This is a genomic window from Verminephrobacter aporrectodeae subsp. tuberculatae At4, from assembly GCF_000193225.1.
GTDB lineage: Bacteria > Pseudomonadota > Gammaproteobacteria > Burkholderiales > Burkholderiaceae_C > Acidovorax > Acidovorax aporrectodeae.
Genome location: NZ_AFAL01000956.1, coordinates 1 through 13775, shown reverse-complemented (window position 1 = coordinate 13775; position 13775 = coordinate 1). Strand labels below are relative to the sequence as shown.

General features: G+C 65.9%; 13 protein-coding genes. 9 read left to right on the top strand and 4 right to left on the bottom strand.

Translation table 11 applies throughout. From position 1 onward, the window contains the following. Nucleotides 1–512: 512 nt before the first annotated feature. The 8 genes from VTU_RS0122945 to VTU_RS0122910 all read left to right on the top strand — a co-directional run bounded on the left by VTU_RS0122945 (nt 513) and on the right by VTU_RS0122910 (nt 8811). Entirely contained in the window at nt 513–2051 is a 1539-nt protein-coding gene (locus VTU_RS0122945) for an ABC transporter substrate-binding protein (protein WP_010109725.1), read from the top strand. 112 nt (nt 2052–2163) lie between these two features. Beyond that, nucleotides 2164–3276 (top strand): porin, encoded by a 1113-nt coding sequence (locus tag VTU_RS0122940; protein WP_029554679.1) that lies wholly within the window; start codon nt 2164–2166, stop codon nt 3274–3276. 25 nt (nt 3277–3301) lie between these two features. Then, nucleotides 3302–4243, top strand: a complete 942-nt coding sequence (locus VTU_RS0122935; RefSeq protein ID WP_010109722.1) for an ABC transporter permease — start codon at nt 3302–3304, stop codon at nt 4241–4243. Beyond that, entirely contained in the window at nt 4243–5097 is an 855-nt protein-coding gene (locus tag VTU_RS0122930) for an ABC transporter permease (RefSeq protein ID WP_010109720.1), read from the top strand. The genes VTU_RS0122935 and VTU_RS0122930 overlap by 1 nt, the downstream gene beginning before the upstream one ends. A 3-nt stretch (nt 5098–5100) precedes the next feature. Further along, nucleotides 5101–6321, top strand: a complete 1221-nt coding sequence (locus tag VTU_RS0122925) for an amidohydrolase/deacetylase family metallohydrolase (RefSeq protein WP_040894116.1) — start codon at nt 5101–5103, stop codon at nt 6319–6321. Continuing rightward, a complete protein-coding gene (locus VTU_RS0122920) occupies nt 6318–7340 on the top strand; it encodes an ABC transporter ATP-binding protein (protein ID WP_010109715.1) in 1023 nt (340 codons plus the stop codon). Before VTU_RS0122925 ends, VTU_RS0122920 begins: the two co-directional genes overlap by 4 nt. Then, nucleotides 7337–8317, top strand: coding sequence for an ABC transporter ATP-binding protein (locus VTU_RS0122915; protein ID WP_010109713.1), 981 nt, complete (start codon nt 7337–7339; stop codon nt 8315–8317). The genes VTU_RS0122920 and VTU_RS0122915 overlap by 4 nt, the downstream gene beginning before the upstream one ends. A 23-nt stretch (nt 8318–8340) precedes the next feature. Beyond that, on the top strand, nt 8341–8811 hold the full coding sequence (locus VTU_RS0122910) for a RidA family protein (protein WP_029554677.1): 471 nt from the start codon (nt 8341–8343) through the stop codon (nt 8809–8811). On the opposite strand, the gene VTU_RS30045 is transcribed toward VTU_RS0122910, so the two are convergent. Beyond that, a complete protein-coding gene (locus tag VTU_RS30045; protein WP_010109710.1) occupies nt 8727–9548 on the bottom strand; it encodes an IclR family transcriptional regulator in 822 nt (273 codons plus the stop codon). The genes VTU_RS0122910 and VTU_RS30045 overlap by 85 nt on opposite strands. A gap of 152 nt (nt 9549–9700) precedes the next feature. Between VTU_RS30045 and VTU_RS0122900 the strand changes: the two genes are divergently transcribed. Further along, on the top strand, nt 9701–10900 hold the full coding sequence (locus VTU_RS0122900; protein WP_010109709.1) for an aminotransferase class V-fold PLP-dependent enzyme: 1200 nt from the start codon (nt 9701–9703) through the stop codon (nt 10898–10900). Nucleotides 10901–11165: 265 nt separating this feature from the next. Here the strand turns inward: VTU_RS0122900 and VTU_RS0122895 are convergent, their stop codons facing one another. The 3 genes from VTU_RS0122895 to tauA form a co-directional block, all read right to left on the bottom strand. Continuing rightward, nucleotides 11166–12044 (bottom strand): ABC transporter permease subunit, encoded by an 879-nt coding sequence (locus VTU_RS0122895; protein WP_010109708.1) that lies wholly within the window; start codon nt 12042–12044, stop codon nt 11166–11168. Further along, nucleotides 12037–12825 (bottom strand): taurine ABC transporter ATP-binding protein, encoded by a 789-nt coding sequence (locus VTU_RS0122890; protein WP_010109707.1) that lies wholly within the window; start codon nt 12823–12825, stop codon nt 12037–12039. Before VTU_RS0122890 ends, VTU_RS0122895 begins: the two co-directional genes overlap by 8 nt. Before the next feature lie 19 nt (nt 12826–12844). Then, nucleotides 12845–13775, bottom strand: a 931-nt coding sequence (tauA, locus tag VTU_RS0122885; RefSeq protein ID WP_010109706.1) for a taurine ABC transporter substrate-binding protein, incomplete at its 5' end; no start/stop codon positions are given.

Below are 13775 nucleotides of genomic sequence, written 5' to 3'. Positions count from 1 at the left end.
TGCCCAAGGTCAAGCAAAAAATCTCGGGTTGCTTTCGCACCTTTGCCGGAGCGCAAAGCTTCTGCACGATCCGCTTCTATCTGGACACTGCGCGCAAGCATGGGGTTGGCATGCTTGAGGCATTCCGGGCGGCGTTCAATGGCGCTCCTATGGAGTTTGTCGGTAGCGGCTGAACAGTCACGACGATTCCAGGTTCCGACCACCACAACATCATGGGGCTGGAAGAGACCTGGCTGCGGCTGATCGATTTCGCGCCGAGTTCGGCGCTGCCGGAGCCGAAGGTGGCGTGAGCAGCGGCCCCGCGGAGACCAGATTGGCGCCGTCTCGCTGCTGACTGGTTGCCGCGGCAGCTCCTGAAATCATCCCTGCAGAGCGGGAATCTCCAACGGGCGTGCCTCGGGCTCAGGCCTCGCAGCAATCGGGTATGCCCCTATACACAAGGCACGGCTGCTCGTTAACATACAACTCAATTAAGTATGTAAATACGCAATAACGGAATAAAAGGCTGTCACATGATCTCGAGGAAATCGCTCCTGGGCGTCGCCGCCTTCTGCGCGGCCTGGCTCATTTCACCCCAGGGGGTCGTTGCGCAGCAACGCGGTGGGGTGCTCAGCGTGGCCACGGTCGGCGAACCGCCGACGCTCGACCCGATGGCCTCCACGGCCGACCTGGTGGGCATCGTCACGCAACACATATTCGAGACGCTGTACACCTTCGACAAGACTTGGCATGTCACGCCACTTCTTGCCGAGAGCCTTCCTGAAGTCTCCGCGGACGGCAAGGCCTACAGCATCAAGCTGCGTCAGGGCGTCAAGTTCCACAGCGGGGAAACGATGACGTCGGCCGACGTCGTGGCCTCGCTCAAGCGCTGGAGCGACGTAGCCTCGCGCGGGAAGCAGGCGGCCGCCCGCATCGACAAGATCGAAGCCGCCGGCGCCAATACGGTCCGCATATCGCTGAAGGCCCCTTATGCACCGCTGCTTGCCCTGCTCGCGTTCAACAACTCGGCCGCGGTGGTGATGCCTGCCGGCAAGCAGGCCGTCCCACTGGGAGACCCCATCGGTACCGGACCCTATAGGCTCAAGGAGCGAAAGGCGGACCAATACATCCAACTGGTGCGCTTCGACGGCTATCAATCGCGCACCGGCGACGCGAACGGCTATGGCGGGGCACGCAAACAGTACCTCGACGAGATCCGCTTCGTGCCGGTGCCGGACCCGAACACCCGGATCGAGGCGGCCGTTGCCGGACAGCACGGCTTTGTCGACGCACTGCCCGTCGAAGCGTACGACCGGTTGAAGAATCAGAAGGCGAGCGAACCGGTATTGGTCAAGCCCTTCGGGTATCCGGTGTTCGTGCTGAACACCAGGCAGGGATCGACGAGCAGTGCGGACGTTCGGCGTGCCATTCGCACCGCATTGAACATGGAAGACCTGCTGGCGGCCGCCTTTGGCAGCAAGGAGTTCTACGCGCTCGACGGAGCGATCTATCCCAAGGGCCATGCCTGGCACACGATGGCCGGGGTCGAAGGCGCCTACAACATCGGCGATCCCGAGAAGGCCAAGGCGCTGCTGAAGAAAGCCGGCTACGACGGCAAGCCGATCCGCATCTTGACCAGTCGGCAGTATGAGTTCCACTACAAGATGGCGCAGGTGGCCTCCGAATACCTGAAGCTTGCCGGCTTCGCGATCGATCTGCAGGTGGTCGACTGGGCCACGCTGACACAGCGCCGCAGCAATCCGGCGTTGTGGGACATCTACATCACCCACAGCCCGTTCCTGCCGGAGCCGGCGCTGATCGGAGCGCTGTCGGAAAACGCGCCTGGCTGGTGGGCCACCCCAGCGCGCAAGAGCACGGTTGACGCGTTCGTCGGCGAGATCGACCACCAGAAGCGCGGCGCGCTGTGGGCAGAGGTGCAAAAGACCATCTACGCCGAAACGCCCTTCATCAAGATCGGCGACTTCAATTCTCTTGCGGCCCAGTCGCGAAAACTGGGCGGCGTAGCGGCTGCACCCTGGCCGTACTTCTGGAACGCCTACCTCAAGAACTGAGTTCCTGCGCAGGCACCCCCCAGGGGGGGCCGGCATTCCACCGTTCGACCGGACCGACCCGCATGAGGCCGACTGGCGAAGCCTTGTCCAATTTCTCCAAGGAAGAGAGAGCATGAAAAAAGTTGTTGTGATGTTGGGGGCGTACGCCCTGATCGGACTGGCTTGTGCGCAGTCGAAATGGGATCTGTTTGGCGTCATCGACCTGAATTTACGGAAGGTGGAGAACGGCAATCTGAGTGCCGTCAGCATGGGGCAAGGCACCGTCAATGCCAGTCGCCTTGGCTTTCGCGGCGAGGAAGATCTTGGCGGCGGCCTCAAGACTGCCTTCTGGCTCGAGCACGGCTTCAATCCCGACACGGGCTCGGCGCTCAGCGCCACCCAGTTCTGGAACCGCCGCTCGACGCTCAGCCTGCTGAGCAATCTGGGCGAGGTGCGACTCGGCCACGACAACACGCCAGGCTACTGGAACCTGATCGTCTTCGACCCATTCGGCGGAGGCGGTGTCGGATCCGTCATCAACGCATTGAACGCCGGGGCCTTCTCCACGCCGCTGAACTCCGGCGCCACCACCATCTCGCGCTCCGACAACGGCGTCGGGTACTTCCTGCCGTCCGGCCTGGGCGGGGTGTACGGCCACCTGCAGTTGACTGCCGCCGAAGGCGTTGCAGGCGCCAAACACACCGGCGCGCGCCTGGGCTACGCAGCGGGGCCCATCAATATCGCAGCCAGCTACGGCAACACCAAGATCGCCAACAGCAAGGACTTCGACATCTACAGCATTGGAGCCGCCTGGAGCTTCAACAGACTTAAGCTGATCGCGCAGTACATCGACATGAAAACGGGCATGGTCAGCCGCTACCGTGCCGATGGCGGCCAGCACACTGCCCTGGTGGGCGCCACGGTGCAGGTCGGCGCCGGCCAGATCAAAGCCGCCTATACCGAGGGACGCGGCAACGGCTACTACGACACCCTGCGCACCAAGCAATTGGCCCTCGGCTACGTGCACAACCTGTCCAAGCGCACGGCGCTGTACACCTACGCCGCGCGTGTGCAGAATAAAGGTGGCTCCGGCTACATCGTCGGGCCCGTACCGAGGGTCACCGCGGCCAGCATCGACCCTGCTGGCAAAGTGACGACCAGCAGCATGGCCCCCCAGGACGCGTCCGGCCACTACGTTCCCAAGACCTCGCGCGGCATCGAGTTCGGCATCCGCCACAGCTTCTGAGCGCGCGCCTCACCCTCGCACAAGCATGGCCCGCTACATCCTTCAGCGCTTTCTCGGCATGCTCGCCGTGATGTTCATCGTGGTGACGGTGGTGTTCGTCATCGTGCGCATCGCGCCGGGGGATCCGGCGGCCGTGATGCTGGGTCCCGACGCCACGCCGGAGGACGTCGCCACCCTGCGCGGCCAGCTCGGCCTGGACCGGCCGCTTGCCGTCCAGTACGCCGTGTTCCTGGGCCAGGTGGTGCGCGGCGACCTGGGGCGCTCCATCTTCCTGGGCATCCCGGCCATCACCGCCGTGGCGGAGCGCGCCGAACCGACCTTCCTGCTGACGGTGCTTTCCATCCTGGTGGCCTGCGCCATCGCCTTGCCGGTCAGCATCCTTGCAGCCTGCCGGCGAGGGTCGCTGTTCGATCAGGTGGCCACCACCATGGCCATGCTCGCCGCCAGCATCCCGAGCTTCTGGCTGGGCCTGGTGTTGATGCAGATCTTCGCCGTCAAGTTCGGCGTGTTCCCGGTTTCGGGCTATGGCGGGCCGGATGCCTCCTTCCTCACGCGGCTGCAGCACCTCGTGCTGCCCGCGTTGTCGCTGGGCGTGGTCTCGTCCGCGATCATCCTGCGCTTCACGCGCGCCAGCATGCTCGATGTGCTGGGCGAGGACTACATCCGCACCGCCCGCTCCAAAGGCATGTCGGAGTTCCGCATCGTCATGCGGCATGCGTTGAAGAACGCGCTCATTCCCATCATCACGGTGGTCGGCCTGACCTTCGCGCTGCTGATTTCCGGCGCAGTGGTGACCGAGACCGTGTTCGGCCTGCCCGGCGTCGGCAGCCTGGTCGTCTCCGCCGTGCTGCGGCGCGACTATGCGGTCATCCAGGCCGCGCTGCTGGTCGTCGCGGGCCTGTATGTGTTGATCAACTTTGCAATCGACATGCTCTACCTCGCTGTCGATCCCCGAGTGAGGTATTGATGAGTTCGCCGAGCAACGGACAAACGTCCTTCGTCAAGCTGCTGCTGAAGCGCCGCACCATCGTGCTCGGCCTGGCGATCATCTTGGTGATCGCCGTTCTGGCCTTGCTGGCGCCGCTCATCGCGCCCTACGCGCCCAACAAGCTGTCCATCGTCAACCGGCTCAAGCCGATGGACGCGACCTTCTGGTTCGGCACCGACGAGTTCGGCCGCGACGTGTTCTCACGCACGATCTACGCTGGGCGCCTGTCGCTGGTGGTGGGCGCCGCGGTGGTCTGCCTGGCCTCGGTCATCGGCGTCACGATGGGCACCCTGGCAGGCTTCTTCCGCCGCATCGATCCCCTGGTGGGCCGCATCATCGATGCGATGATGTCCTTTCCGGACATCCTGCTGGCCATCGCGCTGGTGGCTGCGCTCGGACCCTCGCTCAGCGCCGTCGTCATCGCGCTGGGGATCGTGTATGCGCCCCGCATGGCGCGCATCGTCCGCGCATCGACCCTGGTCATCAGCGAACTGCCCTATGTCGAGGCGGCACGGGCGCTCGGCGTATCGACGCCGCGCATCATGACCCGCCACATCCTGCGCAACCTGATTTCGCCGATCCTGGTGCAGGCGACCTTCATCTTCGCGCACGCCATGCTGGCCGAGGCGGGCCTGTCCTTCCTGGGCCTGGGCGTCAGCCCCGAAGTGCCCACCTGGGGGACCATGCTCGCGTCCGGCCGGCAGTACGTGGGCCAGGCCGACTGGATGACGCTGTTCCCCGGCGCGGCCATCGTGCTGGCGGTGCTGTCCCTCCAACTGGTCGGCGACGGCATGCGGGACTTGCTCGATCCACGGCTCAGAAAGGACCTTTAAGCGATGACTCACACATCTTCATCCGCGCAGCCCTTGCTCCTGACGAATGTCCGGCCGGTGGCTTTCGCCGCCGCGCCGGCCGGCGGGCCATTGGACATCCTCGTCGGGACCGACGGGTGCATCGCCGCGGTAGGCAGCGGCCTGCCCGTACCCGCCGGCGTGCGGCAGATCAACGGCAAAGGCACGTGGATCTCCCCGGGCTGGATCGACCTGCATGCCCATGTCTGGCGCGGCGGCACCGATGTCTCGATCGACCCCTCGCAGTGCGGCCTCGCGTGCGGCGTCACCACGATCGTCGATGCGGGATCGGCCGGCGAGGCCAGCTTCGCCGGGTTTCGCGAGTTCATCATCGAGAAGTCGCGCGAGCGCGTGCTGGCCTTCCTGAACATCGGCTCGATCGGCCTCGTCGCCTGCTCCCGCGTGAGCGAGCTGATCGACGTGCGTTCCATCGACATCGACCGCACCATCGCCTGCGTCAATGCGCATCGCGACGTCATCGTCGGCATCAAGGTGCGCTCCAGCGGATCGATTTCGGGAACCTGGGGGCTGACGGCGCTCAAGATCGCCAAGAAGGTGGGCAAGCTGACGAACCTGCCGCTGATGGTGCACATTGGCGAACCGCCGCCGCTGTACGACGAGGTGCTGGACGTGGTGGGCCCGGGCGACGTGATCACGCATTGCTTCAACGGCAAGGCGGGCGGCTCGCTGAACGACGACGAACTGATCGAACTGGCCAAGCGCTGCGCGAACGAAGGCGTGCGGCTCGACATCGGCCATGGCGCCGCTTCCTTCTCGTTCCGAACCGCCGAGCTGGCCATCCAGCGCGGCCTGCTGCCCTTCTCCATCTCCACCGACCTGCATGTGCGCTCGCTGGAGCGCGGGGTGTGGGACCTGGCCACGACCATGTCGAAGCTGCTCGAACTGGGCATGCCTTTCGAAGCGATGGTGAACGCCGTGACCAGCGGTCCGGCCTCGGTCGTCGGGCTGCCGACGCAGGTTCGGCTCGAAGCCGGCACGAAGGCGGAGTTCACCCTGTTCGATCTGGTGGATGGCCGGCTCGACGTGGTGGACGCGATGGGCGCCCGCGCCACCTTGCGCCGGATCGTCGAGCCACGCTGGGCCGTGCTCGGCGCCGAGGCCCTTGCGGCCAGCCGGCTGCAGCCGCCGCCGCACGCAGCGCCCAACTTCACCTGCATCCATTGCGGCGGAGCACAGAAGCCGTGAGCACGGACCTCGAACCAGGCGTCGCCCTGCGGGTCGACACCCTGCGCACGCACTTCGAACTGAGCGCCACGGTCGCCAAGTCGGTGGATGGCGTGAGCTTTTCCGTGCGGCAGGGCGAAACCGTGGCGGTGGTCGGCGAGTCGGGCTCCGGCAAGTCGGTGACCAGCCTGTCGGTGATGCGGCTGCTCGCCCATCCGGGGCGCATCGTGGGCGGCCACATCCTCTATCGCAAGCGCGACGGGGCGGTGGTTGACCTCGCGCAGCTCCAGCAAAAGGAGATGCGCGCCATCCGCGGCCGCGAGATCGCGATGATCTTTCAGGAACCGATGACCAGCCTGAATCCGCTGTTCACGGTGGGCGATCAGATCGGCGAGATGATCAAGGTGCACGAAAGCATCGGACGCAGCGCCTTGCAGGCGCGCGTCAGGCGCATGCTGGAGCTGGTGGAGATACCGTCGGCCGAACGGCGCATGGGCGAGTTCCCGCACCAGATGTCCGGTGGCATGCGCCAGCGCGTGATGATCGCGCTGGCGCTGTCGTGCAATCCGGCCTTGCTGATCGCGGACGAACCCACCACCGCGCTCGACGTCACGATCCAGGCCCAGATCCTCGACCTGATGCGCCGGCTGCAGGCCGAAATGGGCCTGTCGATCCTGTTCGTCACGCACAACCTCGGCGTGGTCGCCGAGATCGCGCACCAGGTGGTGGTGATGTATGCCGGGCGGGTTGTCGAGCAGGCGCCCGTCGACCCGCTCTTCGAGCACCAGCGGCACCCCTACACCCGGGGGTTGTTGTCCTGCATTCCGGATGCGCGGCGCGATCGCAACGCCCACGGCGAGCGCTGCCGGCTGAACCCCATTCCGGGGAGCGTGCCGAGCGTCACCGCGTTGCCGCCCGGTTGCAGCTTCGCATCCCGCTGTCCATTCAAGGTGGACCGCTGCATCAAGGAACCGGCACCCACACTGGTCGAGGCCGGCCCCGATCACCTGTCCCGCTGCTGGAGACACGAGGCACTATGACGGCCCACCAGAACGAACCCGGCCCGGATGCCCTGCTGACGGTCGAGGGATTGTCCAAGCACTTCCCGGTTGCCAACGGCGTGGTCAAGGCAGTCGATGGAGTCAGCTTCAAGGTCCAGCGCGGCAGCATTGTCGGTCTGGTCGGTGAATCAGGCTCCGGCAAGACGACGGTGGGCCGCTCGCTGCTGCGCCTCATCCAGCCCTCGGGCGGGCGCGCGTTGTTCGACGGCGCCGACCTGTTCGCCCTGTCCAACGCCGAAATGAGGGCCTATCGCCGACGCTTGCAGATCGTCTTCCAGGACCCCTACTCCAGCCTCAACCCGCGCCTTCGCGTCGAGGACATCCTGGGCGAGGCCATCGACACGCACGGACTCGCCAAAGGGGCGGCGCGCAAGGAGCGCATCAGCGAGTTGCTGGTGCAGGTCGGCCTCGCCGCCGAACACGGACGCCGCTTCCCGCACGAGTTCTCCGGCGGCCAGCGCCAGCGCATCGGCATTGCGCGCGCGCTGGCGGTGCAGCCGGAGTTCATCGTGGCGGACGAGCCGGTCTCCGCGCTCGATGTCTCAGTGCAGGCCCAGGTGCTCAACCTGCTGCAGGAACTGCAGGCCGCCTACGGGCTCACGATGCTCTTCATCACCCACGACTTGTCGGTGGTCGAGTACCTGTGCGACCAGGTCGTGGTGATGTACCTCGGGCGCGTGATGGAGCAGGGGCCGAGCCGCCAGCTGTTTGCCAACCCGCGCCATCCCTACACGCGGGCGCTGTTGTCGGCCTCGCCGGTGCCCGATCCGAAGGCGCGGCGGCAGCGCATCGTGCTGCAGGGCGACATTCCCAGCCCGTTCAACCCGCCGTCGGGTTGCGTCTTTCGAACACGCTGCCCGCACGCGATCGACGCCTGTGCCCAAGCGGTGCCTGCGGCCCAGACCTTGGGCGCGGACCACGTCGTGTCCTGCATCCGCCAGGCCGAACTGGCCTGATCGAGTCATCAACCCCTGTCTACATGTCCCTTCCAAATCCCTACGAGCGCTTGCAAGCCCTGGGTATCGTGCTGCCCGAGCCGCCATCGCGGATCGCCAATTTCGTCAGCCACGTCCAGATCGACAAGCTGCTATTCCTGTCAGGACAAGGTCCGCTGGAAGCCGATGGCAGCAAGCACACCGGCAAGGTCGGCACGGAAGTCAGCGTGCCCGACGCCTACCTGCATGCGCGGCTGACCGGCGTCAATCTCATTGCCGTGATGCACACCGCACTGGGTGACCTGCGCCGCGTGCGCCGCGTGGTGAAGCTGCTGGGCATGGTCAACGCGGCGCCCGATTTCGACTCGCACCACAAGGTCATCAACGGCTGCTCCGACCTCTTCGTCGAGGTGTTCGGCCTGAGCGGGCGTCACGCGCGGTCGGCAGTCGGCTTCAGTTCCTTGCCCGGGAACATCACCGTCGAGGTCGAAGCCATCGTTGCGGTGGATCCTTGAGCGCCGATCGTGTTTTCCTCGATGCGCTGCGCGGCCGCCCGCACCGCCGCCCCATAGCGCGCGCCGTCGCTGGTCGCCTTGTGCTCGGGCAGCACGATGGAAATCGTCGCCACGCAGACCCCCTCCCGGTCACGGATCGGCGAAGCAATGCAGGCCACCGAGAAATCCGATTCACCCACCTGGATCGACAGCCGTTGCCGATAGGCCTCCCCCGCGGCATGGGCCAGCGCAGCAGCGTCGATTGGCGCGCGTCCCGTCGGCGACGGCTTGGCGCAGCGCTGGAACAGCTTGACGCGTTCGTCGACCGGCAGATGGCCAATCAGCAGGCGCCCGGAGGCGGTCCAATTCAGGGGCATGCGCGTGCCCGCGCTCGAAGTCACACGAAAGTGCCCCGGCCCATCGGCGTTCGCCAGCACGACCATGTCGTCGCCATCGCGGCCGCACAACTGGACGGTCTCGCCGGTCTCGCGGCACAGGATGTGAACCTCGCGCATTGCCACATCCAGGAAGTCGAGCGTGTGGGTATAGGCCAGCCCGTAGAAGTACAAGCGCGACCCCAGCCACACCGTACCATCGGCGTGGCGGGTCAGCAGTTGCTTGTCGACAAGTTCGTCGACGATCGCGTAGGCAGTGGACAAGGGCACGCTGATCGCGCGTGCAATGGCGTAGGCACCGGCCGGCGCCCCGCTGTGCTGCAGATGGTCCAGCACCTGCACCGCGCGCTCGATGGCGCCCACGCGCGTCCGACGGGTCGGGCCGCCCGCCGGTGCTTCTTCGTCCCCGAGTCCGGGCTTGGAGGAAGTGCTCCTCAAATGATCCGCATTCATACGCAATTCTGGCATGCAATCTTTTATTCAGTCTGCCATGAGGCCTTTCGTCCCACTTCATCATGAAGAATCTTGACATCCACCGTCCGCTCGGCCTGCGCCGGGTCATCAATGCCAACGGCACCATGACCTACCTGGGTGCCTCCTCGGTCGTGCCGGCAGCCATCGAGGCCATGTGCGCCATCCTTCCCGAGTTCGTGGAAATGGACGCACTGCAAGCCAAGGCCAGCCGGGCCATCGCCACTGCTTGCGGATCGGAGGCAGGCTTCGTCACCTCCTCGTGCGCTTCCGGCATCGTGCTGGCCGTGGCCGCGGCCATGACCGGCCCTGACCTGGCCGCCATCGAAAGGCTGCCGAACGCCGGCGGACTCAAGAACGAGGTGCTCATTCTGGCCGGCCACCAGGTCCATTACGGCGCGCCCATCGAGCAGGCCATTGCCCTGGCCGGCGCCAGGGCAGTGCCGGTCGGACAATCGACCTTCGCGCGGCGCCATCAACTGGAGGGCGCAATCGGCGCGCGCACGGCCTGCGCGCTGTACGTGGTCTCGCATCACGCCGCCCAGTACGGCATGCTGCCGCTGGATGAATTTGCCGCCGTCTGCCACGCGCGCGGCGTACCCGTGATCGTCGATGCAGCCTCGGAGTACGACCTGCGGGGCTTCCTGGCCCAAGGCGCCGACGTTGTCCTGTACTCCGCGCAGAAGTTCCTGGGCGGCCCGACAGCCGGGATCGTCGCCGGCCCCAAGGCCCTCATCCGCAGCGCCTACCTCCAGAACCTCGGCATCGGGCGCTGCATGAAGGTGGGCAAGGAAGGCATCGCCGGCACCATCGCGGCCCTGCAGGCCTGGGCAACGCGTGACCACGCGGCCGTACGCCAGCGCGAAACCGAGCACCTGGCCCTGTGGCAATCCGCCCTGGAGCAACGCCCCGGCGTCAGCACGGCGATCGAGCCAGATCCCACCGGCAATCCGCTGGATCGCCTCAAGCTGACGGTGGATCCCGCCAAGGCGCTCATCACGGCCTGGGATCTGGCCGACGCGCTGGAAAGGGGAGAGCCCGCTGTCAGCGTGCGCGATCACGAGGTGGAGCACGGCTACTTTTTCCTGGACCCCTGCAATCTGCGAGGGGACCAGGCACAGGTCGTGGCCAGGCGCCTCAACGAAGAACTCGAACGCGCGCTGCTCGCCCCGGCCATCATTGCAACGTCGCTGGAGCAGCGCCGCCAGCGGCGCTTCGACGCGCTCTCACGCTGGCCCGACTGAGGGGATGCAGGCCCAATCGAAGATCCCCTGTGACTGTTCAGCAGGGCAATCGCGCTATCTCATCCCCCTGAGTCCCCCGCCCCGAAAAGGGCAAATTCGCGACAGGACGGCAGCATCAGCGCGCGCCTCTTGCGCCGTCGCATGCTCATGCGCTCAGTGGTTTCGTCACTGGCCTGGCGCAGCAAGTTCAGGACGCCTCCCGCAGACGCGGGGGTTTTTTTGTGTGCGCGGCTCGGGCCGCCGCTGCTCGTCTGTCTTCCAAAGGCTACATGCGCCCCTTCCAGGGCACCAGCCGCCGCTCCATCCAGCGCATCAGCAGATCGAACAGGTAGGCCACCACGCCGATGACGATGATCCCCATGATCACGATATCGGTGCGCAGGAAGTTGGATGCGTTCAGCACCATCTGGCCCAGGCCCACGTTGGCGGCCACCATCTCGGCAGCGACCAGCGTGGTCCAGCCGAAGCCGATCGCGATGCGCATGCCCACCAGAATGTCTGGCAGCGCCGACGGCAGGATCACATGGCGGATCACCTGCATGTAGCTCGCGCCCATCGAGTACGCGGCGTTCATCTGTTCCTGCGACGCGCTGCGCATGCCCGAGCGCGCAGCCAGTGCCAGCGGCGCGAAGCAACTCAGGAAGATCAGCAGCACCTTGGGCAGTTCGTCAATGCCGAACCAGATGATGATGAGCGGCAGGTACGCCAGCGGCGGCAGCGGGCGGTAGAACTCGAGCGGCGGGTCGAAGATGCCGCGCGCCCAGCGGCTCATGCCCATGGCGATGCCGACCGGAATGGCCGCGGCGCAGGCCAGCAGGAACGCCGAGAACACGCGGAACATGCTGGCCAGAAAGTGCTGCCACAGTGGCTTGTCGTTGGCCTGGCCAGTCAGGTACTCGTAGAACTGCTGAAACACCGCCCGCGGCGAGGGCAGGAACAGTGGCTTGATCCAGCCGATGTTGGTGACCACGGCCCACAGCACCAGCAGCGCCAGCACCGTGACCACGCTGATGGTGCCGCTGGAGCCTTCGCCCGGCACCTTGAATGAACTGGTCCTGAGCTTGGCCCCCTTGGCAGGTGCGGCCGAAGCGTCGGGTTGCGTCGCGGGTTTCACGGCGACAGGGACGGTGATCGCGTCAGGCATGGGCGGCTTCCCGGTGATGAATGACGGACAGCACTTCTTCGCGCATGCGGATGAATTCGGGCTCGGACTTCACCTTGCGCGAATCGCCGTGCGCCAGAAATTGACGCGAGAACGGAACCTCGTCGCAGATGTGCGAGATGCGCCCGGGGCTGGGGCTCATCACGATCAGGCGCGTGGCCAGGAACAGCGCCTCTTCGACCGAGTGCGTGATGAAGAACACCATCTTGTTCGACTTGGACCAGGCCTTGAGCAGAATTTCCTGCACCTGCTCGCGCGTGAACGCGTCGAGCGCGCCCATGGGCTCGTCCATCAGCAGCACGGCGGGGTCGCTGGCCAGCGCCCGGGCGATGCCCACGCGCTGCTGCATGCCGCCGGACAGTTCGTACACCGCGCGGTCGGCGTACGGGGTCAGCCCGACGAGGCCGAGCTTCTCCTCGGCCACGCGGTCGCGCTCCGCGCGGCCCATCCCGCTGAGCCGCAGGCCCAGCGCCACGTTGTCGCGCACGTTCAGCCACGGCATCAGCGCGTGCTTCTGAAACACCACGCCGCGGTCGGCGCCGGGGCCGACCACGGGCTTGCCGTCGAGCAGGATGTCTCCCGAAGACGGCGTCAGGAAGCCGGCGATGCTATTGAGCAGTGTGGTCTTGCCGCAGCCCGAGGCACCGAGCGCAACGACGAAGTCGCCGCCGTGCATCGTCAGATTGACGGGCGCCAGGGCCTGCAGCGTGCCCCCCTGCACCGCGTAGTTGACCGTCAGTTCCCGGATGTCGAGCGTTGGCATGGTCGTCCCGTTCGGCGGCTTACTTGCCCATCGCCTTGTCGACGTAGGTCGTGGTCACGAAGGCCCTGTAGTCGGACTTGACTTCCTGCACGCGCCCCTGCTCCCTGAGGAAGGCCGCCGTGCCGGCCATCGCCTTGGCCGCGCCACCTCCCAGCCACGTCGGCGACACCTGCTCGGCCATCGTCGGGAATCTGTACAGGCTCATCACGGGCAGCACATCCTTCGGATCGGCCTTGGTCCATTTCGCCATCGCCTTGACCTGCGCGCTGTCGGCGGTCCAGCCCTTGGCCGATGCCTTGTACTCGTCGTTGGCGCGGTTGAGCGCCTTGACGAAGGCAATCATGAAGGGCTCGTTGGCCGCTGCCCATTTGGCGTTCACGACGATGCCATCGAAGGTGGGCGCGCCGCGCTTGCCGATGCTGCCGGACGTGGCGATGGGCTTGCCGTTGCCCTTGATCCTGGACAGCACCGGGTCCCAGATGAAGGTGGCGTCGATGTCGCCGCGCTCCCAGGCCGCCGCGATTTCGGGCGGCCGCATGTTCATCACATGGACCTTCCTGGCGTCCACGCCTTCCATCTTCATGACCGATATGAGCTGGTAGTGCGCGGTCGACACGAACGGCGTGGCGACTTTCTTGCCCGCGAGGTCCTTCACGCTGTTGATGTTGCTGCCATTGCGCGCGATGAGTGCCTCGGCGTCCGCGATGTCGGCGGAAATCCAGAAGAGCTGGATGTCCTGACCCTGGCTGGCCGCGGCGGTGAGCGGGCTGGAGCCGGTTTCGCCCATCTGCACGTCACCCGACGCCATGGCGCGGATCACGTCGCCGCCGCCCGAGAACATGCGCCAGTTGATCTTGTAGCCGGTGGCTTTTTCGACCTCGCCCGACTCCATGACCAGCCGCAGCGGCACCAACATGTCCTGGTGCGCGAAGGTCACTTCCCTGGATTCG